Raw genomic sequence first — 19,400 nt, 5'->3', positions numbered from 1 at the left:
GTCACTCACTCCGTTTTCTTTGAGGAGACTGCATTGAGGATGGTTCGTCCGAGCTGTGTTGCCGGCGATAGGTGCCGACGATGCGACCGGTCCAACCGAGGACGCTGGCCGCGATGACCGCTGCGATGAGAAGTACGCCGGTGATGATCTGGATGATGTTGGCGCTGAGTCCGTCCAGGCGCAGCGCGCTGCCGATCGTCCCGATCAGGACGACTCCGGCGATGACCCCGGGGATGGCACCGCGGCCGCCGAAGATGGAGACCCCGCCGAGCAGCACCGCCGCCACGACCTGGAGCTCCAGGCCGGTGGCGTTGTCGCCACGGGCGCTGCCGTAGCGCAGTGTGAAGTAGATGCCCGCCAGCCCCGAGACCAGCCCGCTGAGGGTGAACAGGATCAGCTTCGTACGGTCGACGTTGACGCCGGAGAAGCGGGCCGCGTCCTTGCTGAGACCGGCCGCGAAGATGCCGCGCCCGAAGGGCGTGAAGTGCAGGATGACGGCGAAGATCAGGATCAGGACGACCAGCGGGATCGTCATCAGCGGGATCTGGGAGCCGCCGATCCGGGCCTGGACGGCGTCACCCCAGGCGTCGGGCCAGTCGGTGATCGCGGTGGTGCCGAGCGCGCCGACCGCGATGCCGCGGAAGAGGGCCATGGTGCCGATCGTGACGGCCAGCGACGGCAGTCCGAAGCGGGTGACGAGTACCCCGTTGAGGGCTCCCGCGACCGCGCAGGCGAGCAGGGCGATCACCATCGCAGCGACCATCGGGAGGCCCTCACGGTGCAGCACCCCGAACAGCACGCTGGAGAGCCCGACGACGCTCGCGACCGACAGGTCGATCTCGCCGGTGATGATGATCAGCGTCATCGGCAGCGCGATCAGCAGGATCGGCGCGATGTCGAGGACCAGGAAGTAGACCGTGATCGGGTCGGAGAAGTTGAGGATCGCGATCGAGGCGTACAGCCACACGACCACGAGCAGGGCGATGATCGCCGAGTCCCTGGTCATCAGGGTGCGCTGCCACCACGGCTTCGCGTGGGCGGCGTACGTCCTCGTCGGTGCCTTCTCGGCAAGGAGGCTCATGAATCTTCCCTCTCTGCGAGGAGCTTGTCGTGCTGACGGCGGGCGAAGTAGCGGTCCAGGACGATCGCGCCGATGATCAGCGCACCGACGACGGCCTGCTGCCAGAAGTCAGGGATGCCCAGGACCGGGAGCGCCCGGTTGATGGTGGTGAGGAGGTACGCCCCCAGGGCTGCCCCGAGGACGGTGCCGCTGCCGCCGAAGATGGCCACGCCACCGACGACCGCGGCGCCGACTGCCTCGAGCTCGATGCCCTGGCCGACACCGGAGCTGATGGTGCCGTAGCGGGAGACGTACAGGATCCCGGCGAGGCCGGCGAGCGCCCCAGAGGTGGCGAACGCCTGCAGGACCCGGCGCTTGTCGCGCAGCCCGTAGAGGGTGGCGGCGTCGGGGTCGGAGCCGATCGCGTAGAACTCACGGCCGACGCGGGTCGAGCGCATCAGGTAGATGGCGACGGCCAGCAGCGCGAACGAGATCCAGGCGAGGTTGGGGATGAACAGGAACGATCCGGTGCCGAAGTCGAGCAGCCCGGGCGGGATGTCGGAGGCGTTGATCCGGTCGCTACCGGCCCACTCGAGCATGATCCCGCGGTAGACGTAGAGCGTGCCGAGGGTGATGACCAGCGCCGGCACCTTGGCGAAGGCGACCAGCGCCCCGTTGATCAGGCCGAGTACGGCGCCCGCGGCGACGGCGATCAGGACGACCACGATCACCGGGAGCCCGGTGTCGAGGAAGAGCCGCCCTGCGAGGTACGCCGTGAGCCCGAGGGTCGAGCCGACGCTGAGGTCGACGTTGCGGGTGACGATCACCATCGCCTGGCCGATCGCCAGGCACACGAGGATCGCGGGGGTCAGGGTGAGGTCGCGCCAACCGTCCGTGCTGAACAGGAAGTTGGGGTTCACCGCCGTGGTCACCACGAGCAGCGCGACGAAGGCGACGGCGATGCCGGTCTCGCGCTGCTTCAGGAGCCAGGTCAGCCGGTTGGCTGCTCGGTGGCGTGGCTGCGGCGCGGCCGGGGCAGGCGCGTCGAGCGTGGTGGTCATGATGCCTCGCTGACGTTCAGGGTGGTGGAGTGGTGGGCCGTCGCCGCGCGCATGACGGCCTCGGGGGTCGCCTCCGCGCGGCTCAGCTCGGCCGTCTGGTGGCCCTCGCTGAGGACGATCACGCGGTCGGCCATACCGAGCACCTCGGGGAGCTCGGAGGAGATCATCAGGATCCCGAGACCCTCCTGGGCGAGGGTCGAGAGCAGGCGGTGGACCTCGGACTTGGTGCCGACGTCGATGCCTCGGGTGGGCTCGTCGATGATCAGCACCTTGGGCCGGGTCGAGAGCCACTTGGCCAGGACGACCTTCTGCTGATTGCCGCCCGAGAGCGTGCCGGCCAAGGTGTCGAGCGTCGCGGCCTTGACCTCCAGCCGGGCGGCCCAGTCGGCGGCCGAGCGGTTCTCGATGCCGGTGCTGATCAGCCCGGTGCGGGCGAGCCGGCCGCTCGTCGGGAGAGTGATGTTGCGCGAGATCGGTGCGTCCAGGACGAGACCGTGCTGGCGGCGGTCCTCGGGGACGAACGCCAGCCCCATCTCGATCGCTCGTCTCGGGTCACCCGGCGGGACCGGCCGGCCCTCGAGGGTGACCTCGCCGCTCTCGTAGGGGTCGACGCCGAAGATCGCCTGCGCGACCTCGCTGCGCCCGGCTCCGACGAGGCCGGCCAGGCCGACGATCTCGCCCTCGCGGACGGTGAGGCTGATGTCCTGGAACAGGCCGGTGCGGGTGAGGCCCTTGACCTCGAGCAGGGGCTTGCCGACGGTGGCCTCGAGCTTCGGGTAGAGGTCGGAGACCTCGCGCCCGACGAGCCGCTGGACGATCTCGTCCTCGGTGACCGCCGAGATGGGGTCGGTGGAGATGTAGGCGCCGTCGCGCATCACCGTGATCGTGTCGCAGAGCGCGAACACCTCATCGAAGCGGTGCGAGATGAAGACGACGGCGCAGCCCTGGTCGCGCAGCGTGCGTGCCACACTCATCAGCCGCTCGACCTCGTTGCCCGACAGGGCGGCGGTCGGCTCGTCCATGATCAGGACCTTGGCGTCGAGCGAGAGCGCCTTGGCGATCTCGATCAGCTGCTGGTCGGCGATCGAGAGACCCTCGGTCGGACGGTCGGGCTCGATCGGGACACCCAGCCTGGCGAAGAGCTCGACGACCTCGGTGCGCATCGCGGCGCGGTCGATCTTGCCCCAGCGGTTGGTCGGCTGGCGTCCCATGAAGATGTTCTCGGTGACCGAGAGGTCGGGGAAGAGGGTCGGCTCCTGGTAGATGACCGCGACCCCGGCCTGCTTGGCGTCGGCGGTGTTGCGGAAGTCGACCTGTTCCCCGGAGAGCAGGTAGTCGCCGGCGTCGCGGCGGTAGAGCCCGGCGACGATCTTGACCAGGGTCGACTTCCCGGCACCGTTCTCCCCCACGAGCGCGTGGATGGATCCGGCCTCGACCCGGAGGCTTCCGGACCGGAGGGCGCGTACGGGGCCGAACGACTTGGCCACGTCCCGCAGCTCCAGTGCGGCGGGTGTGTCCGGCATGGGCAGCTCCTCGAATTGAAAGGTTTCAAGCCTGGTTTACGCTAGTGATGGCAATCACATACGTCAACACTCTGAGGCCGCTAATTTGAGCGAGATCCGGACTTTGTCATCAGACCGCGTCGGCGCCCGCCCACATCCAGCCGGGAATCCCGCCGCGTCAGACGGCGTTCAAAGCTCCATGCACGCACTCTGGGTATGGGCACATCCGCACGCGTCATCACTCAACGGACGGCTGCGCGAGGTCGGCATGAAGGCGCTCGGCGCGGCCGGCTGGAGCGTCGACGAGATCGACCTCTATCGAGAAGGTTTCAATCCACTTCTGGTGGAGCGGGGCGAGGCCGACGTACGCCGCCACCAGGACCGGCTGCGGGAGGCCGATCTGCTCGTCGTGCAGTTTCCGCTGTGGTGGTATTCGGTGCCGGCCATCCTCAAGGGCTGGATCGACCGGGTCTTCGAGTCGGGGTTCGCCTTCGACGTACCGGATCCGGAGACCGGCAAGCCGCTCAAGTACGGCAAGGGCGGACTGGTCGGCAAGCGCGCGCTGACGATCGTCACCGCCGGTGACCGGTCCGCGACCCTGGGTCCGCGCGGGATCAGCGGCGACATCGAGGACGTCCTGTGGCCGTTGCTGCACGGCACGTTCTGGTACACCGGGATGGACCCGCTGCGCCCGCACCTGATCACCGACACCGACACCATCGACGCCCAGGTGATGGCCCGGATCGAGTCCGACCTGAGCGTACGTCTCGAGGGCGTGATGACGGAGCCGCGGATCGACTACCGGCCGATGGCCGAGGAGCACTACGACCACACGATCAGGCTCCACGACTCGGTCGCGCCCGGGAAGGACGGGCTGAGCGCCCATCGCGAGGGCTGAGGTCGTGCCCCCTAGGGGCGGAGCCGCCTGCTACGGTCTTGGAGCCAGCCGCTCGGGACGTAGTCCCGGCACGGGAACCCGGTGAGAGTCCGGGACTGACGCGCAGCGGTGTGGGTGACGGACGGGACACTGTGCCACTGGGCCCTCGGGCCTGGGAAGGCGTCTCGCGCCGGTCGATCCCGAGTCCGAAGACCTGCTGGCCCTGCAGCAGACCGCTGCCGGTCAGGACGGGCGACGCGCACCAGCCCGCGACCCGCTCGAGGACCGACGTGCACCCCTCCCGCACCATCCGAACGTTCACCGCGAGCACCGTCCTGGTGCTCTGCTCCGCGCTGGCCGGCTGCGCCGCCGACCAGTCCTCCGGCGCACAGCAGGCGGCCGCGGACACCGCAGGCTTCCCGCTCACCCTGACCAACTGCGGGCGCGAGATCACCCTCGAGGCACCGCCCGAGCGCGTCGTCTCGCTCAACCAGGGCTCCACCGAGATCCTGCTCTCGCTCGGTCTCGCCGACCGGATGGCCGGCACCGCGACCTGGACCGACCCGGTGCTCGGCTCGCTGGCCGCGGACAACGAGCAGGTGCCCCGGCTGGCCGAGAACGCGCCCTCCTACGAGCGCGTCCTGGAGGCCGAGCCGGACTTCGTCACGGCCTCCTTCATCAGCACCCTGGGTGAGGGCGGGGTGACCACACCCGAGGACCTGGGGAAGCTCGGCGTGGGCTCGTATCTCTCCCCCGCCGAGTGCCTCAAAGACAACGAGGGCGATGACGACGGCACCCGCCACGACCCCCTCGAGATCGACACGATCTTCCAGGAGATCACCGATCTGGCGCGGATCTTCGGCGTCCCCGAGCGGGGCGAGGAGCTCGTCGCCGACCTGACGAAGCGGCTGGCGACCGCCCGGACCGAGGCACCGGCGGGCGAGGTGAGCGCGATGTACTGGTTCGCCAACTCCGAGTCGCCCTATCTGGCCGGCTGCTGCGGCGGCCCGGGGATCATCGGCCGCACCCTCGGCGTCGAGAACGTCTTCGACGACACCACCGATGAGTGGCCGCAGATCAACTGGGAGACCGTCGCCGAGCGCGACCCCGATGTCATCGTCGTCGGTGACCTGACCCGCAAGAGCCAGACCGCCGAGACCGCCCGCGCCAAGATCGACTATCTGAAGAGCAACCCGGTCACCGCGCGGATGGAGGCGGTCCGGAACGATCGCTTCGTGACGCTCTCCGGAGCCGAGCTCAATCCCTCGATCCGCACCGTCTACGCGGTCGAGAACGTCGCGGACCAGCTGGCCGATCTAGACCTCCGCTGATGCCCGTACGCCTCCCCCGCGCCGGCGTCCTGCTGGTGGCGCCGCTGGTGGTGCTGGCCTCGGTCGCCGGCGCCATCACCGTCGGGCCCTCCGACCTGAGCGTCGCCGACGTCTACGGCGTCGTGGCCGACCGGGCCGGGCTCGGGCTCTCCGACCTGACCCTGCTCCAGCAGAGCATCGTGTGGGACCTGCGGCTGCCGCGTACGTTGCTGGCGGGGATCTGCGGGGCCGGACTGGCGATCTGCGGAGTGATCCTGCAGTCGCTGCTGCGCAACCCGCTCGCCGACCCGTTCGTGCTCGGCATCTCCTCGGGAGCCTCCACCGGGGCGGTCGCGGTCGTCGTGCTGGGCATCGGGTCGGGCGCGATCGGTCTCTCCACCGGGGCGTTCGCGGGCGCGCTCGTCTCGTTCGCGCTCGTGCTGCTGCTGGCCTCGCTCGCCGGCGGCACCACCGACCGGCTCGTGCTGGCTGGCATCGCCGCCACCCAGCTCTTCTCGGCACTCACGTCCTTCATCGTGTTCACCTCGGCCGACGCCGAACAGACGCGTGGGGTGCTCTTCTGGCTGCTCGGGTCGCTCTCCTCGGCGAGCTGGACCGACGTACTCGTCTGTGGGGTGATCGTGCTCGGCGGGCTGCTCTGCTGTGTCGCGGGCGCCGGGTGGCTGGACGCGTTCGCGTTCGGCAACGATGCGGCGGCCTCGCTCGGCGTCGACGTCACGCGCATCCGGGCCGCGCTCCTCGTGCTCACGGCGCTGATGACGGCCGTCATCGTCTCCACGTCCGGGGCGATCGGCTTCGTCGGGCTGGTCCTGCCCCACCTCGCCCGCGCGCTGGTCGGGGTCGGGCACCGGCTGCTGCTCCCGGCCACCGCGCTGCTCGGCGCGATCTTCCTGATCTGGGTCGACACCGCGGCCCGGACGGTGATCGATCCCGAGGAGCTGCCGGTCGGGGTGGCGACCGCGCTGGTCGGGGTGCCGGCCTTCGCGCTGGTGCTGCTGAGGGCGCGCCGATGACCGCGCTGGAGGCTGGCCGGGTCCACTGGGCTCCCCGTGGCCGGCTCGTCGTCGACGAGGTGTCCCTGCAGGTCGAGGACGGCACCACCGTCGGACTGCTGGGTCCCAACGGGTCCGGGAAGTCCTCGCTGATCCGGATCCTGGCCGGGCTCCGGCCGCCGGACTCCGGTGACGTCCTGCTCGACGGCAGCCCGCTCGCCGGCATGTCCCGGCGCCGGCTGGCCCGCCGGCTCGCGGTCGTCGAGCAGGAGCCGGCGACCAGCCAGGATCTCCGCGTACGCGACGTCGTCGCGCTCGGCCGGATCCCCCACCGCCCGTCCTGGGCCCCCGACGGCGCCCACGACCGCGCCGTCGTCGAGGAGGCCGCCACCCACGCCGGCATCGCCGACCGCCTCGACCAGCGCTTCTCGACCCTGTCGGGCGGTGAGCGGCAACGTACGCAGATCGCTCGCGCCCTCGCCCAGGAGCCGGAGATCCTGCTCCTGGACGAGCCGACGAACCACCTCGACGTACGCCACCAGCTCGCCCTACTCTCACTGGTCCGCCGGATGCCCACGACCTGCCTCGTCGCCCTGCACGATCTGAACCTCGCCGCCGCCTACTGCGACCAGGTCTTCGTGCTGTCCGAGGGCCGCGTCGTGGCCGGCGGACCGCCCGCGCAGGTCCTCACCGAGACCCTCATCGCCGAGGTCTACGGCGTACGGGCCCGGGTCCACCACGACGACGGCGTCGTCATCCGCTTCCTCGGCCCGGCGTGACGAAGGACCGCTACGCTTGAGCCTCCGGACGGAGGAACCCGTGAAGAGACTCGGCATCACGGCAGGGATCGTCGCCCTCGCCCTTCTGGCCGTCGCGTGCGGTGACGGCAGTGGCGACCGCGACACCGGCGGCAGCCCCGCGGGCGGCGACGAGCTCAGCGCGGCGGACGCGACGGCGTACGACGAATGCTTCGACGCGACCTGCGAGGTCCTCGTCGAGAAGGGCACCGAGATCGAGCTCGACCCAGACCTGGAGTGGGAAGCCACCCCAGGTCTGGGAGCGAGCAGCTGGCAGCTGGCCACCATCACGGACCTCAGCGACACCGAGGTCGGCTTGACGCTCTCCGCAGCGGACGCCTCGAGCACGGGCGGAATGGCCACGATCCTTCCCGTCGGGGACGGCAAGACCTACTACCTCAAGGGCATGACCGCGAAGGTTCTCGACGCCTCCGGAGGGCAGGCCGTCCTGTCACTGAACTGGTCCAACGACTGAGGTCACTCAGAGCTGGGAGTCGTAGACGCGTACGTAGTCCACGACCATGCTCTGCGGGAACTGGGTCGTGCCGTCGGGGTTGCCGGGCCAGTTGCCGCCGACGGCGACGTTGAGGATGAAGAAGAACGGCTGGTCGAAGACCCAGGGGTTGGCGCCGGTGTTGGCCGTGGTGAAGGTCTGGTAGGCGACCCCGTCGACGGACCAGGTGATCGAGCCGGGCTGCCAGTCGATGGCGAAGGTGTGGAAGGTGTCGGCGAAGGACCAGCCCTGCGGGTGCATGTACTGACCGGTGATGCCGTTGCCGCCGGAGTATCCCGGGCCGTGCAGGGTGCCGTGGACCAGGTGAGGCTCGTAGCCGACGTTCTCCATGATGTCGATCTCGCCGGCGTTCGGCCACGGCGTGTTCGGGAACTGGCCGCCCAGCATCCAGAAGGCCGGCCAGATCCCCTGGCCGCGCGGGATCTGGATCCGCGCCTCCAGGCGGCCGAACTTCGGCTGGACCTTGCCCTTGGTGGTGAGTCGGGCCGAGGTGTAGCCGCTCCCGCTCTGGCGAGCGGTGATGACCAGGTTGCCGTTGCCGTCGAGGGCGGAGTTGTCGCGAGAGTCGGTGTAGGTCTGCAGCTCGTTGTTGCCCCAGCCCCCGCCTCCGGTCTCGAAGTTCCAGTTGGCGCCGTTGGGGGCGCTGCCGGCAGGCCCGTCGAACTCGTCGGACCAGGTCAGGGCGGCCGCCTCGACGTCTCCGGTGCGGCTTGCTGCGCTGCCCGCGTCGGGGCCGGGCACGGCGGCCGGCGCGGCGAGCGGGGCGACCAGGACGAGAGCCAGAGCGGCGGTCGCCGTGAGTGTGGTGCGGATGGTGCGGATCCTCGAGCTACGCATCGAACGCTCCTTCATGGGGGTCAACTGTAAGGCGACCTTACTGTTATTTGCCGTCCTGCGGAACGGAAACGCCGGGCGACGTCCGGTCACCGCGAGAACCCGCTCGATGCGCTCTAATTGGTCCCCGGAGCGGGGCCATCGGGGGCCCTGCAGGTGAGGTGATCGCATTGGCACGGGATCCATACAGGCCACGGACGCCGATCATCGGCATGACGATGGTGTTCCTCGCATTGGCGATCGTCGGGGTGACGGCGTACCTGCATCTCGGCTGGTGGTCGCTGATCGGCTACGCCGTGGCGGCGGTCGTCGCCGTGGTCGGCGGGTGGCTCCTGTTCAAGGACGTGCCCGAGCCACCGCACTCCGGACCGGGAGCGAGCCGATGACAGACACCGAAGACCAGACCAGCGGCCAGGTCAGCGGCCTGACCGACGAGGACGAGGGCTACCACAAGAGCCTCAGCCCGCGGCAGCTGCAGATGATCGCGATCGGCGGCGCCATCGGCACCGGACTGTTCCTGGGAGCGGGCGGCCGCCTCCACGAGGCCGGACCGGGCCTGTTCCTCGTCTACGCCTTCTGCGGCGTGTTCGTCTTCCTCATCCTGCGCGCGCTCGGCGAGCTCGTGCTGCACCGACCCTCGTCGGGGTCGTTCGTCTCCTACGCCCGGGAGTTCCTGGGTGAGCCGGCCGCGTTCGCCGCCGGCTGGATGTACTTCCTGAACTGGGCGATGACCTCCATCGTCGACGTCACGGCGATCGCGACGTACATGCACTTCTGGGGCACGTTCGAGGTCGTCCCGCAATGGGTGATCGCGCTCGTCGCGCTCGCGGTCGTGCTCTCCATGAACCTGATCTCGGTGAAGCTCTTCGGCGAGCTGGAGTTCTGGGCGGCGCTCATCAAGGTGGTCGCGCTGCTGGGCTTCCTCGTGCTCGGGATGATCGTGCTCGCCGGAGGCGAGGAGCTCAACGGCCAGGAGACCGGGATCGGCATGGTCATCGACAACGGCGGGCTGTTCCCGGTCGGTGTCCTTCCGCTCGTCATCGTCATCTCCGGCGTCGTCTTCGCGTACGCAGCGGTCGAGCTCGTCGGCACCGCGGCCGGCGAGACCGCCGAGCCGGCCAAGATCATGCCCCGGGCGATCAACTCCGTCATCGCCCGGATCGCGGTCTTCTACGTTGGCTCGCTGGTGCTGCTCGCGCTGCTGCTGCCCTACACGACCTACCGGGCGGACGAGAGCCCGTTCGTGACCTTCTTCGACCAGCTCGGGATCGCGAACTCCGGCACCATCATGAACCTCGTGGTGCTGACCGCGGCGCTCTCCTCGCTCAACGCCGGCCTCTACTCGACCGGGCGCATCCTGCGCTCCATGGCGATGAGCGGGAGCGCGCCGAGCTTCACCGCGCGGATGTCGAGGAACGGGGTGCCGTTCGGCGGGATCCTGCTCACCGGCTGCATCACGCTCCTCGGCGTCGGCCTCAACGCGATCGTGCCGGGCCAGGCGTTCGAGATCGTGCTGAACATGTCGGCGCTCGGCATCATCGCCTCCTGGGCGACCATCGTGATCTGCCAGATCCAGCTCTACCGGCGCTGGAAGAAGGGCCTGATGTACCGGCCCGACTTCCGGCTGTGGGGATCACCGTGGACCGGCTACGCCACCCTCGTGTTCCTCGCGACCGTGCTGGTCCTGATGGGCTTCGACTACCCGATCGGCACCTGGACGGTCGCGACCCTGGTCATCATCATCCCGGCGCTGATGATCGGCTGGCGGCTCGTCCGCGACCGCGTCCAGCAGATCGCCCTCGAGCGCGAGGGCTACACCGGCGCGATCCCGATCAGGGCGGAGCGTCCGATCTCCGACGAGGCGACGGGCGGGCCCGGCGACGACGACGGCCCGAGCAGCTGACCCTGGTGGTCAGGCGACCGGGCCCTCGCCGAGCGTCACGGTCGCGGTGTGGGCCCCGCCTGCGGCGTCGGTCCAGCTGACCGAGATCTCGTCGCCGGGCTCGTGGTCGCCGAGCACCGAGGTGATGTCGTCGATGCTCGCCACGGCGGTCCCGTCGACCGAGGTGATCGTGCTGCCCTCGGTGATCCCGCCGGCCTCGGCGGCACCGTCCTCGACCACGCCGACGACCAGCGTCGACCTGGTCGTGTCGACCTGAACCCCGAGCGCGGCGGCCGAGCCACCGATCTCGACGTCGCCCGACTCCTCCCCGGCGAGGATCTGGGCGGCGATGTCGACCACGGTGTCGATCGGGATGGCGTAGCCGGAGATCTCGGCCGAGCCCGAGGTCGCGGCGACGTTCATCCCGATGACCTCGCCGTCCTCGTCGAGCAGCGCGCCGCCGGAGTCGCCGGAGACGACATCGGCGTCGGTCTGGATCAGGTCGCTGAGCTCGGCGGCGGTGCCGTCCTCGTCGTTGACGGTGATCGCCGTGCTCGGGTCGGTGACCGTACCGTCGGCGGCCGAGAGCGAGCCCTGGCCCTCGGCGTTGCCGACTGCGGTGACCTCCTCGCCCTGGGCCGCGACATCCCGGTCGGTCGCGACCGTCGAGAGCGCCGAGGCGTCCTCGAGCTGCAGCACCGCGACGTCATGGACGTCGTCGTAGCCGAGGACCGTCGCGGCGTACGTCTCCCCCGTGCTCGGGTCCGTCACAGTGATCGAGGTCGCGCCCTCGACGACGTGGTGGTTGGTCACCACGATCCCGTCGCCGGTGATCGTGAGCCCCGTGCCCGCGCCCTGCCCGGTGCCGTAGCCGACCGTGGTGTTGATCAGCACGACGCCGGTCGACTCGGCCTCGGTCGCGGGCTCGGAGTCGACGGTCGCGGCCGAGGTGCCGAGGCTCTGCCGGTAGGGGTCCACGATCCCGCCGCCATAGACCCCGCCAAAGGACCCGCCATAGGCACCGCCGTAGCTCTCGACGGAACCGCCGTAGCCGTATCCGGGACCGGACTCGGCTGCGTACGTCTTGGTGGCGCCGACCGCAGCCACCGCGAGGGCTGGGGTGGCGATCGGGATCGCGACGAGCGGGATCGCCAGGACGGCGAGGAGAGAGTGACGAATACGGCGCGAGCGGGACATCGGGTCCTCCTTGAGGCGGTTGATGCCTCAAGATTCCGCCCGCCCGCTGTGGGCTTCCTGTGAGGAAGGCACGGACTGGCTGGGAATGTCAGCGCGGCCCGGAATGAAGCAACACCGGATGGGGTACCTCTGGGCATGCCCGAACGCACCCCACAGCAGGTCGGCGGTACCCCGTCATCAGTCGCGGGCGCGCAACGCGTCGGCGCGGAGCTGAGCGATCGGATCCAGCCTGGTGACCTCCCGGGTGGCCAGATCGACCATCACCGCGGTATCGGCGGGCACCGGGGTCCAGCCCGGCTGCCCCAGACCGCTGGAGACGATCTCGAGGCCATAGTCGGTCCTTCGGTAGTCCATCGCGAAGTACTCCGTGGTGTGCCGCGGCGGGATGTCGCCCTCGTCGTCGAAGAGCTCGCGCAGCGCGCGCAGAGGCGAGTCGGCACGCGAGTTGATGTGGATCGCGAACATGTGCGTCCGGGTGAGCATCAGCGCGTTCAGGCTGCATCGCGGGAACTTCTGGACCAGCGTGGCCAGCGCGCGGGTGACGCCCTCGGCCTCGTCGCCGTACCTCTCGACGTTCTGGTGCACGAAGTGGAAGTAGCGCTCGCTGTCGGTGTCGCCGCGCAGCCGCGTACGCGACTCCGGGGTCAGCAGCGCCTCGAGATCGGTGATCGGCGAGATGTGGCCGTTGTGCGCGAACGCGGCACCGTCGGTCAGGAACGGGTGCGTGTTCTCCGGACGTACGTCGAGACCACCCGTCGCCCAGCGAAGATGCACGAACCCGGCATGGGAGAGCGGGGCCTCGACGAGCCGGCGATAGGTGTCGTCGATGTCAGCCGAACGCGGCGAGGTCGTCGTGCAGGTGCCCTCGGGCGCGTGCCAGGACATGCCCCAGCCGTCGGAGTGCACGGACGTGAGCGAGGTGAACGCGGCCAGCCCCTCCTCCCCGAGAAGGTCGGCCACGGCACACGGGGACTCGGTCACATATCCGAACAGGCGACACATTGTCGAGTTGCTCCTTCCAGAGGCAGGTGTGAGCAGTGAAGAGCCACTATTCGAGCAGTACCCATCACCACCTCAGGACAGTCGGCGTCGAGGAGGAGCTCCTCCTCGTCGACGCCCAGACGGGCGTACCGCGATCGGTGGCCAGCGAGGTGCTACGGGTGGCGCGGCAGCACGGCGACACCGAGGTCGAAGCCGGTGAGGCCGGTGGCTCGGTGGGGCCGGAGATGCAGGAGCAGCAGGTCGAGACCGATACTCCGGCGGAGGAGTACCTCGGGCTCCTCGAGCAGGATCTGAGGCGGTGGCGCGACAAGGCTCGCGCGGCCGCCTCCGAGGCGGGCGCGCTGATCCTGGCCAGCGGCACCACCCCGTTGCCGGTGCGTCCCCGGACCTTCGACGACGAGCGCTACGCGGCGATGACCGAGCAGTTCGGGCTGACCGCCACCGAGCAGCTCACCTGCGGCTGCCACGTGCACGTCTCCGTCCACTCCGACGACGAGGCCGTCGGGGCGCTCGACCGGATCCGCACCTGGCTGCCGGTGCTGCTCGCGGTGAGCGCCAACTCGCCCTTCTGGCAAGGCGGCGACTCCGGCTACGCGAGCTACCGGTCCCAGGCGATGACCCGGTGGCCCACGAACGGTCCGACCGAGATCTTCGGCAGCGCGCAGGCGTACGCCGATAATCTGCGCCTGCTCCTCGAGACGGGGGTGCCGCTCGATGAGGGCATGGCGTACTTCGACGCCCGGCCGTCCCGCAACTACCCGACGCTCGAGATTCGCGTCGCCGACGTCTGCCTCGACCCCCGCGACACCGTGCTCGTCGCCGCGCTGGCGCGGGGGCTGGTCGAGACCGGAGCCCGGGAGTGGGCCGAGGGCCGGCCGCCCGACCCGGTGTCGGTGGCCGTGCTGCGGCTCGCCATGTGGCAGGCGGGACGGCACGGGATCACCGGCGATCTGCTCGACCCGCGGACCCATCGACCGAGGCCGGCTCGTGAGGTGGTGGAACGCCTGCTCGAACACGTCGGCCCGGCGTTGCGTGACACCGGAGACCTGGTGCGCGTCGAGAAGGGCATCGGCCGGATCTTCACCGTCGGCACCGGATCCACGACCCAGCGCCGGATCCACGACGAGGAGGGTCGTCTGGACCGCGCAGTGGTCCGGCTGGCCGAGCTCACCTGAGTTTCCCACCCCTGAACAGGAGGCACCTGCTTTCATGATCCGCTTCGGTCATCTCGACATCGACTTCGACGACCGCGTGCTCAGCCCGCGTACCTGGACCGTCCGTCAGTCCGAGTGGGCAGCCAAGCTGGCGGCGGAGCTGCCGGACGGGCCGATCCTCGAGCTGTGCTCCGGCGCCGGCCAGATCGGCCTGCTCGCCGCCGCCCTGACCGGCCGCCGCCTGGTCTGCGTCGACGCCGATCCGGTCGCCTGTGCGTTCGCCCGGGCCAACGCCGAGCGCGCCGGGCTGGCGCACCTGGTCGAGGTACGCGAGGGCAGCATGGAGCGGGCCCTGGACCCGGACGAGCGCTACTGGCTGGTGATCGCGGACCCGCCGTGGGTGCCCACGGCCCAGGTCGAGCGGTATCCCGAGGACCCACGGACGGCCATCGACGGCGGCGCCGACGGGATGCTGGTCGCCGAGATGTGCCTGGCTACGACCGCCCGGCACCTCTCCCCCGGCGGCACCGCCGTCCTCCAGCTCGGCACGACCAGGCAGTCCGATCGCCTGCTGGAGCTGGTCGAGGGCAGCGACCTGACGATCGAGGAGGTCCGCGGCTCGCCGGGCGAAGGGGTGCTCGTGCACATGGCCCGGGCACCGCGGCCGAGCATGTCGGACTCGGCTGTCGGGTACCGGACGGCGTGAGGGAAAGGTGGGCCTAGATGCTGCCGAAGTCGCGTGGCACCCTGAGTGCCGCTGTGTTCACCGCGCTGCAGAGCGGCGCCACCGCTGATCTGGAGCCGACTCCGGAGTCAGCCGAGGACGCCCAGGTCGCTCTGTGGGCGCTCTACGAGCTCCACTACCGGGGCTTCGACGAGGTCGATCCCGACCTCGAGTGGGACGCGGACCTGCTGCGCCTGCGCCGCGGTCTGGAGAGGTCGTTCGAGGCCGAGCTGCGGCGGCGATGGGAGCACAGCGGCTTCCAGGAGGATCGCCACCTGGACCTGTCCGGTCTGGTCGCCGGCCACGACGGCCCGTCGCTGGCACGGTTCGTACAGCGCCGGGCCGACCGGGAGCAGGTGCTCGAGATCCTCAAGCACCGCTCGCTCTACCACCTCAAGGAGGCCGACCCGACCAGCTGGGTCGTCCCTCGGCTCGACACCCGGCCCAAGGCCGCGCTGATGGAGATCCTCTTCGACGAGTACGGCGACGGTGACCCGAACCGGCTGCATCACCATCTGTTCCGCCGTGGGATCGAAGCGGCCGGGCTGCGTACCGACCACGCCTGCTACGTCGACGAGGCGCCGGCCGAGATCCTCGAGATGAACAACGCGCTGTCGCTGTTCGGGCTCCACCGCCGGCTCCGCGGAGCGGCGCTCGGCCACTTCGCCGCGTTCGAGTCGACCAGCTCGGTGCCGTCGCGGCAGCTCGCCCAGGGGCTGCGTCGCCTGGACTTCCCCGAGGAGATGGCGACCTACTACGACGAGCACGTCGAGGCCGACTCCGTCCACGAGCAGGTGGCCGTACGCGACGTGTGCGGCGCATTCGTGGAGGAGAACCCGAGCGAGCGCGACCAGGTGCTCCTGGGCGCCTTCACCTGCCTCGACCTGGAGGCTCGCTACGCTCGGCTGATGCTCACCCAGTGGGGTGCCTCATGACGGACTTCGAGCACGCCACGATCGTGCTGTGCCCCGCCGGGCCGATGCTGCTTCGCGGGAAGCACGAGATCCAGGACCCCGATGGGAAGATCCACCACACGGTTCGCCCGGTCAGCGCGGTGTGCATGTGCGGCGGGTCCGCGATCAAGCCCTGGTGCGACGGTACGCATCGGCTGCTGGCCGCGCGAGGGCGCGACAGCGACGACACCAGCGGGTGAGAGGGGCCCCTGATGGTTCGACTTCGTCGGGTCTCGACGGAGGAGCCGGGGTGGAACCGCCGTCGCGCGGGTCGCGGCTTCGTGTACATCGACGACTCCGGTGACCGGTTGCCGGACGACGCCATCGAGCGGATCCGCTCCCTGGCCATCCCTCCTGCCTGGGAGGACGTCTGGATCTGCCCCCGTGAGAACGGGCATCTCCAGGCGGTCGGGACCGATGCGGCCGGCCGCCGCCAGTACCTCTACCACCCCGACTGGCGGGCGAAGCGCGACCAGCAGAAGTTCGAGCGGGTGCTGGAGCTCGGGGCAGTCCTGCCCCGCGTACGCGAGCGGACGGAGCGGGATCTCACCACGACCGGGATGAGCGCGGCCCGGGCATCAGCACTCGCGGTGCGGCTGCTGGACCTGGGGTGCTTCCGGATCGGCAGCGACGCCTACGCCGACGAGAACGGTGGCTTCGGCCTGACGACGCTGGAGCGTCGCCACGTACGCAAGCGGGGCGAGGCCTACGTCTTCGACTTCACCGGGAAGTCCGGCGTCCACCACTCCATCCGCATCGACGACCCGCTCTCGGTGGAGGCGATCGCGCAGCTGCGTCGCCGCCGCGCCGGCTTCGAGGAGCTTCTCGCCTACCGTCAGGAGCGGCGGTGGCAACGGCTGACGCCCGCCATGGTCAACGACTACATGCGCGAGCTGAGCGGCCTGGAGGTGTCGGCGAAGGACTTCCGGACCTGGCACGCGACCGTGCTCGCGGCGCTCGCGCTGGCCGAGGACCCGCACGCCGCGGGCCGCTCGACCCCGACCGCCAGATCCCGCCGCAAGCAGCAGGTCGCCGCGATCAAAGATGTCGCGGAGTACCTCGGGAACACACCGGCGATCGCCCGCAGCTCCTACGTCGACCCCCGCGTGCTCGAGCTGCACGAGCAGGGCCGCACGATCCGCGTACGCATCGGCGTGGGCACGAACCCGCAGGCGCGCCAGGCCGCGGCCGAGCGCGCCGTCCTGCGCCTGCTGACGCAGGACGACCGCTGAGGCATCAGCCCTCGATCCCGGTGGCCTCGTGGGACGCACCCACCGGCTTGCTCTCCGGGGATCCGCGTTGTCTGAGGTAGATCGAGAGGACGGCCATGGAGCCGACCGCCAGGAACTCCGACTGCCAGTTCTGGAGGGTGCGCGCCCAGAAGTCCGAGTTCGTCAGATAGGAGACCCACGGGATTGGGTCGCGGAGCTGGCGCAGCCTGGACTCGTTGTACGTCGCCCACCCCGCCACCGACTGGACCAGCCAGGAGAGCAGGAAGATGGTTCCCATGACGATGCCGAGGGAGCGGGAGTAGAACAACGTCCGCAGGCCACCGGCCCTGGCCAGCTTGGGCGAGTCAGGACGGGCGTACGCTCCGACCTTCTGCACCTCGTCGGACTCCTGACCGGCGTCCTTGAGTGGCTTGGACTCCGGGGAGCCCCGTTGCACCAACCAGACGGTCAACACGACGTAGAGCAGGAACTGGAGATACTCGCTCTGCCAGTTCTCCGTCACGTCCACGGCGAAGTTCGCCGAGGTGAGATAGCCGCCCAGCGTGATCTGGTGGAGACCGTCGGCGAACAGCTCGTCGTTCAGCTGGTGCCAGCCGGCGAACGCCTGGCCGACGAGGCTGGCCAGGAAGAGTGCCCCGAAAGCGAGGCTCAGTGAGTTCTCCCTGAGGAACCGGCGCATCGGGGCTCCTCACCCGTGCCTCAGTGCAAGCACGAACGTGTAGAGCAGTCCGATGCCGATGACTGCCAGGTAGGTGACGTACATGACCCGCATCTCAGCCTCCGTGCAGGGCGCAGTCGTAGGGCTTGGGCGGCTGCGGCGTGCAACCGGCCGCGTGCAACAGCCAGCCGTCGGCGAACCGGGTCAGGAACACGGTCTCGCCCCGGTAGCGCACCTCGGCCATCGTCCCGAAGACGTCCACGCCGTCGGGGGCGCCCGGAGCGGGGAGATCCTCCTCGGCCAGGGCGCCGTCGCAGGGCTTCTCGGCGGCAGACTCCAGCTCGGATCGCGTCTCCGGAGCAAGCAGCGCGCATGCCTCGCCCCAGTCCTGGGCGGCGACCGCGTCCTGGAAGGCGGCGGCCCTGTCGCGCACGGCCTCGTCCTGCCCTGAGCCGCATCCGGTGAGGATCATCGGGAGGAGCAGCGCCAACGCTGTGAACCACCACCGCATGCGAACCCCTCAGTCGTGGGCGGCTCGTGCCGCTCCCGCCTCCGTGGCCTCACCGCTGGTCTGCAGCTGACCGCCCTGGTCCTCCAGGTGGGCGCGTACGAACCAGTGGAAGAGCTCGAGCTGCTCGGTCTGGCCGATCAGGATGTCCTGGGTGACCAGGTCGATGTCGTCGAGGGTCTTGATCGCCTCGCGGTAGGAGCCGATCACGCCCTGATAGGTCACGTCGAGCGCCGCGAGGTGCTCCTGGGTGGTGGCCCGGCCGATGCTGTAGTCGTTCCACTCCCGCTCCTCGACCAGCGCGCCCGGGGTGCCTCGCGGGGCACCGCCCAGGGTCGCGATGCGCTCGGCGAGGGCATCGGCCATCGCGCGCACCGCGTCGACCTGCGGGTCGATCATCTGGTGGACCGCGATGAAGTGGGGTCCGACCACGTTCCAGTGCACGTGCTTGAGGGTGAGCTGGAGGTCGTTCGTAGCGTGGAGGCGCGACTGCAGCAGGTCGATGGTCTTGCGCGCAGCGCCCTCGTCCAGCCCCGGGATCATGTAGTGCAGCGTCTCAGTAGTCATGCCGCGATCGGTACCCGTAGCCGCCCGATTCATACCAGTACGCGGGTGCGAATAAACTCGACCGCGTGTCCGCACTTCTCCGCTCGCCGTCTCGTGTCTTCCGGATCGTCGCCACTGCCGAGGCGGTGACCTGGACCGGGCTGCTCGGCGGCATGTTCCTGAAGTACGTCACCGAGACGACCGAACTGGGAGTCAGCATCTTCGGGATGCTGCACGGGATCGTGTTCATCACCTACTGCGTGACCACCGTCGCGATCGCGGTCGACCAGCGCTGGTCCTTCGGCCGCCTCGTCGCCGGTCTCGCCTCCTCGATCCCGCCGCTCCTCACCCTCTGGTTCGAGCGCTACGCCGAGCGCCGCGGCCTGCTCGCCCCGACCTGGCGGCTGATCGACGAGTCCCCCACCCGCCCCCTCGAGCGTCCGCTCGCGTGGCTACTCCGCAACCCGGTGCGCGGCCTGGCCGCCGGCCTCGCGAGCGTCGCCGCGCTGACCGTTGTCGCCCTCATCGCCGGGCCGCCGGTCGGCTGACCGAAGGCGTCACTCCGCTATGACAGCG

The 19,400-nt window shown here is 69.9% G+C and carries 22 protein-coding genes and 1 riboswitch; of the genes, 13 read left to right on the top strand and 9 right to left on the bottom strand.

The features are described 5' to 3' along the window. Position 1 precedes the first annotated feature (1 nt). Genes OH802_RS13710 through OH802_RS13700 form a run of 3 tightly spaced genes read right to left on the bottom strand, consistent with a single transcriptional unit; the run spans position 2 to position 3,644 of the window. Positions 2-1,081 (bottom strand): ABC transporter permease, encoded by a 1,080-nt coding sequence (locus OH802_RS13710; protein WP_406028774.1) that lies wholly within the window; start codon positions 1,079-1,081, stop codon positions 2-4. Further along, a complete protein-coding gene (locus OH802_RS13705; protein WP_406028772.1) occupies positions 1,078-2,121 on the bottom strand; it encodes an ABC transporter permease in 1,044 nt (347 codons plus the stop codon). The genes OH802_RS13710 and OH802_RS13705 overlap by 4 nt, the downstream gene beginning before the upstream one ends. After that, positions 2,118-3,644 carry a sugar ABC transporter ATP-binding protein gene (locus OH802_RS13700; RefSeq protein WP_355230477.1) on the bottom strand — a complete coding sequence of 509 codons (1,527 nt, stop codon included), beginning with the start codon at positions 3,642-3,644 and terminating at the stop codon, positions 2,118-2,120. The genes OH802_RS13705 and OH802_RS13700 overlap by 4 nt, the downstream gene beginning before the upstream one ends. A gap of 178 nt (positions 3,645-3,822) precedes the next feature. Here OH802_RS13700 and OH802_RS13695 point away from each other — a divergent pair, with 178 nt between their 5' ends. From OH802_RS13695 to OH802_RS13675, 5 genes are all read left to right on the top strand, one after another. Then, complete coding sequence (locus OH802_RS13695) at positions 3,823-4,521, top strand: NAD(P)H-dependent oxidoreductase (protein WP_406028769.1); 699 nt, start codon at positions 3,823-3,825, stop codon at positions 4,519-4,521. A gap of 28 nt (positions 4,522-4,549) precedes the next feature. Beyond that, positions 4,550-4,737, top strand: a riboswitch (cobalamin riboswitch). A 53-nt stretch (positions 4,738-4,790) separates the two neighbouring features. Further along, complete coding sequence (locus OH802_RS13690) at positions 4,791-5,831, top strand: ABC transporter substrate-binding protein (RefSeq protein ID WP_406028767.1); 1,041 nt, start codon at positions 4,791-4,793, stop codon at positions 5,829-5,831. Next, on the top strand, positions 5,831-6,844 hold the full coding sequence (locus tag OH802_RS13685) for a FecCD family ABC transporter permease (protein WP_406028765.1): 1,014 nt from the start codon (positions 5,831-5,833) through the stop codon (positions 6,842-6,844). Before OH802_RS13690 ends, OH802_RS13685 begins: the two co-directional genes overlap by 1 nt. After that, positions 6,841-7,602 carry an ABC transporter ATP-binding protein gene (locus OH802_RS13680; RefSeq protein WP_406028763.1) on the top strand — a complete coding sequence of 254 codons (762 nt, stop codon included), beginning with the start codon at positions 6,841-6,843 and terminating at the stop codon, positions 7,600-7,602. Before OH802_RS13685 ends, OH802_RS13680 begins: the two co-directional genes overlap by 4 nt. Before the next feature lie 40 nt (positions 7,603-7,642). Beyond that, entirely contained in the window at positions 7,643-8,095 is a 453-nt protein-coding gene (locus OH802_RS13675) for a hypothetical protein (protein WP_406028761.1), read from the top strand. Between the two features lie 6 nt (positions 8,096-8,101). On the opposite strand, the gene OH802_RS13670 is transcribed toward OH802_RS13675, so the two are convergent. Next, positions 8,102-8,971 (bottom strand): family 16 glycosylhydrolase, encoded by an 870-nt coding sequence (locus OH802_RS13670; RefSeq protein ID WP_406028759.1) that lies wholly within the window; start codon positions 8,969-8,971, stop codon positions 8,102-8,104. Between the two features lie 209 nt (positions 8,972-9,180). On the opposite strand from OH802_RS13670, the gene OH802_RS13665 reads away from it, so the two are divergent. Both OH802_RS13665 and OH802_RS13660 read left to right on the top strand, forming a co-directional pair. Continuing rightward, on the top strand, positions 9,181-9,354 hold the full coding sequence (locus OH802_RS13665; RefSeq protein WP_091048707.1) for a hypothetical protein: 174 nt from the start codon (positions 9,181-9,183) through the stop codon (positions 9,352-9,354). Then, positions 9,351-10,871, top strand: coding sequence for an amino acid permease (locus OH802_RS13660; RefSeq protein WP_406028757.1), 1,521 nt, complete (start codon positions 9,351-9,353; stop codon positions 10,869-10,871). The genes OH802_RS13665 and OH802_RS13660 overlap by 4 nt, the downstream gene beginning before the upstream one ends. Positions 10,872-10,880: 9 nt before the next feature. Here OH802_RS13660 and OH802_RS13655 read toward each other — a convergent pair whose 3' ends face one another. Continuing rightward, a complete protein-coding gene (locus OH802_RS13655; protein WP_406028755.1) occupies positions 10,881-12,047 on the bottom strand; it encodes a S1C family serine protease in 1,167 nt (388 codons plus the stop codon). A 177-nt stretch (positions 12,048-12,224) separates the two neighbouring features. Then, positions 12,225-13,028, bottom strand: a complete 804-nt coding sequence (locus tag OH802_RS13650; RefSeq protein WP_406028753.1) for a class II glutamine amidotransferase — start codon at positions 13,026-13,028, stop codon at positions 12,225-12,227. Positions 13,029-13,084: 56 nt separating this feature from the next. On the opposite strand from OH802_RS13650, the gene OH802_RS13645 reads away from it, so the two are divergent. The 5 genes from OH802_RS13645 to OH802_RS13625 are packed head-to-tail and all read left to right on the top strand — an operon-like array spanning position 13,085 to position 17,112. Further along, positions 13,085-14,224 (top strand): glutamate--cysteine ligase, encoded by a 1,140-nt coding sequence (locus OH802_RS13645; protein ID WP_406028751.1) that lies wholly within the window; start codon positions 13,085-13,087, stop codon positions 14,222-14,224. A 34-nt stretch (positions 14,225-14,258) separates the two neighbouring features. Continuing rightward, positions 14,259-14,909 carry a methyltransferase gene (locus tag OH802_RS13640; protein WP_406028749.1) on the top strand — a complete coding sequence of 217 codons (651 nt, stop codon included), beginning with the start codon at positions 14,259-14,261 and terminating at the stop codon, positions 14,907-14,909. Positions 14,910-14,926: 17 nt separating this feature from the next. Further along, entirely contained in the window at positions 14,927-15,862 is a 936-nt protein-coding gene (locus tag OH802_RS13635) for an iron-containing redox enzyme family protein (RefSeq protein ID WP_406028747.1), read from the top strand. Beyond that, positions 15,859-16,080, top strand: a complete 222-nt coding sequence (locus OH802_RS13630; RefSeq protein WP_406028745.1) for a CDGSH iron-sulfur domain-containing protein — start codon at positions 15,859-15,861, stop codon at positions 16,078-16,080. Before OH802_RS13635 ends, OH802_RS13630 begins: the two co-directional genes overlap by 4 nt. A 12-nt stretch (positions 16,081-16,092) precedes the next feature. Further along, entirely contained in the window at positions 16,093-17,112 is a 1,020-nt protein-coding gene (locus OH802_RS13625; protein WP_406028743.1) for a DNA topoisomerase IB, read from the top strand. A gap of 4 nt (positions 17,113-17,116) precedes the next feature. On the opposite strand, the gene OH802_RS13620 is transcribed toward OH802_RS13625, so the two are convergent. The 3 genes from OH802_RS13620 to OH802_RS13610 form a co-directional block, all read right to left on the bottom strand. Continuing rightward, positions 17,117-17,791: a DUF6766 family protein gene (locus tag OH802_RS13620; RefSeq protein ID WP_406028741.1), complete on the bottom strand. Its 675-nt coding sequence runs from the start codon at positions 17,789-17,791 to the stop codon at positions 17,117-17,119. Positions 17,792-17,885: 94 nt separating this feature from the next. Continuing rightward, positions 17,886-18,281, bottom strand: a complete 396-nt coding sequence (locus OH802_RS13615) for a hypothetical protein (protein WP_406028740.1) — start codon at positions 18,279-18,281, stop codon at positions 17,886-17,888. Positions 18,282-18,290: 9 nt separating this feature from the next. Next, entirely contained in the window at positions 18,291-18,845 is a 555-nt protein-coding gene (locus OH802_RS13610; protein ID WP_406028738.1) for a Dps family protein, read from the bottom strand. Positions 18,846-18,910: 65 nt separating this feature from the next. On the opposite strand from OH802_RS13610, the gene OH802_RS13605 reads away from it, so the two are divergent. After that, a complete protein-coding gene (locus OH802_RS13605; protein ID WP_406028736.1) occupies positions 18,911-19,372 on the top strand; it encodes a DUF3817 domain-containing protein in 462 nt (153 codons plus the stop codon). Positions 19,373-19,400 lie beyond the last annotated feature (28 nt).

The sequence above is a fragment of the Nocardioides sp. NBC_00850 genome (assembly GCF_045207335.1).
Taxonomy (GTDB): domain Bacteria; phylum Actinomycetota; class Actinomycetes; order Propionibacteriales; family Nocardioidaceae; genus Nocardioides.
Note: the sequence above shows the minus strand (reverse complement) of the source record. Positions and strands in the feature narration are given on the sequence as shown.

Excerpts from the sequence above, each read along its gene's own strand:
- OH802_RS13710 (WP_406028774.1), bottom strand. The coding sequence starts at position 1,081 with ATGAGCCTCCTTGCCGAGAAGGCACCGACGAGGACGTACGCCGCCCAC.
- OH802_RS13705 (WP_406028772.1), bottom strand. The coding sequence starts at position 2,121 with ATGACCACCACGCTCGACGCGCCTGCCCCGGCCGCGCCGCAGCCACGC.
- OH802_RS13700 (WP_355230477.1), bottom strand. The coding sequence starts at position 3,644 with ATGCCGGACACACCCGCCGCACTGGAGCTGCGGGACGTGGCCAAGTCG.
- OH802_RS13695 (WP_406028769.1), top strand. The coding sequence starts at position 3,823 with ATGCACGCACTCTGGGTATGGGCACATCCGCACGCGTCATCACTCAAC.
- OH802_RS13685 (WP_406028765.1), top strand. The coding sequence starts at position 5,831 with ATGCCCGTACGCCTCCCCCGCGCCGGCGTCCTGCTGGTGGCGCCGCTG.
- OH802_RS13680 (WP_406028763.1), top strand. The coding sequence starts at position 6,841 with ATGACCGCGCTGGAGGCTGGCCGGGTCCACTGGGCTCCCCGTGGCCGG.
- OH802_RS13670 (WP_406028759.1), bottom strand. The coding sequence starts at position 8,971 with ATGCGTAGCTCGAGGATCCGCACCATCCGCACCACACTCACGGCGACC.
- OH802_RS13665 (WP_091048707.1), top strand. The coding sequence starts at position 9,181 with ATGACGATGGTGTTCCTCGCATTGGCGATCGTCGGGGTGACGGCGTAC.
- OH802_RS13660 (WP_406028757.1), top strand. The coding sequence starts at position 9,351 with ATGACAGACACCGAAGACCAGACCAGCGGCCAGGTCAGCGGCCTGACC.
- OH802_RS13655 (WP_406028755.1), bottom strand. The coding sequence starts at position 12,047 with ATGTCCCGCTCGCGCCGTATTCGTCACTCTCTCCTCGCCGTCCTGGCG.
- OH802_RS13640 (WP_406028749.1), top strand. The coding sequence starts at position 14,259 with ATGATCCGCTTCGGTCATCTCGACATCGACTTCGACGACCGCGTGCTC.
- OH802_RS13635 (WP_406028747.1), top strand. The coding sequence starts at position 14,927 with ATGCTGCCGAAGTCGCGTGGCACCCTGAGTGCCGCTGTGTTCACCGCG.
- OH802_RS13630 (WP_406028745.1), top strand. The coding sequence starts at position 15,859 with ATGACGGACTTCGAGCACGCCACGATCGTGCTGTGCCCCGCCGGGCCG.
- OH802_RS13625 (WP_406028743.1), top strand. The coding sequence starts at position 16,093 with ATGGTTCGACTTCGTCGGGTCTCGACGGAGGAGCCGGGGTGGAACCGC.
- OH802_RS13620 (WP_406028741.1), bottom strand. The coding sequence starts at position 17,791 with ATGCGCCGGTTCCTCAGGGAGAACTCACTGAGCCTCGCTTTCGGGGCA.
- OH802_RS13615 (WP_406028740.1), bottom strand. The coding sequence starts at position 18,281 with ATGCGGTGGTGGTTCACAGCGTTGGCGCTGCTCCTCCCGATGATCCTC.
- OH802_RS13610 (WP_406028738.1), bottom strand. The coding sequence starts at position 18,845 with ATGACTACTGAGACGCTGCACTACATGATCCCGGGGCTGGACGAGGGC.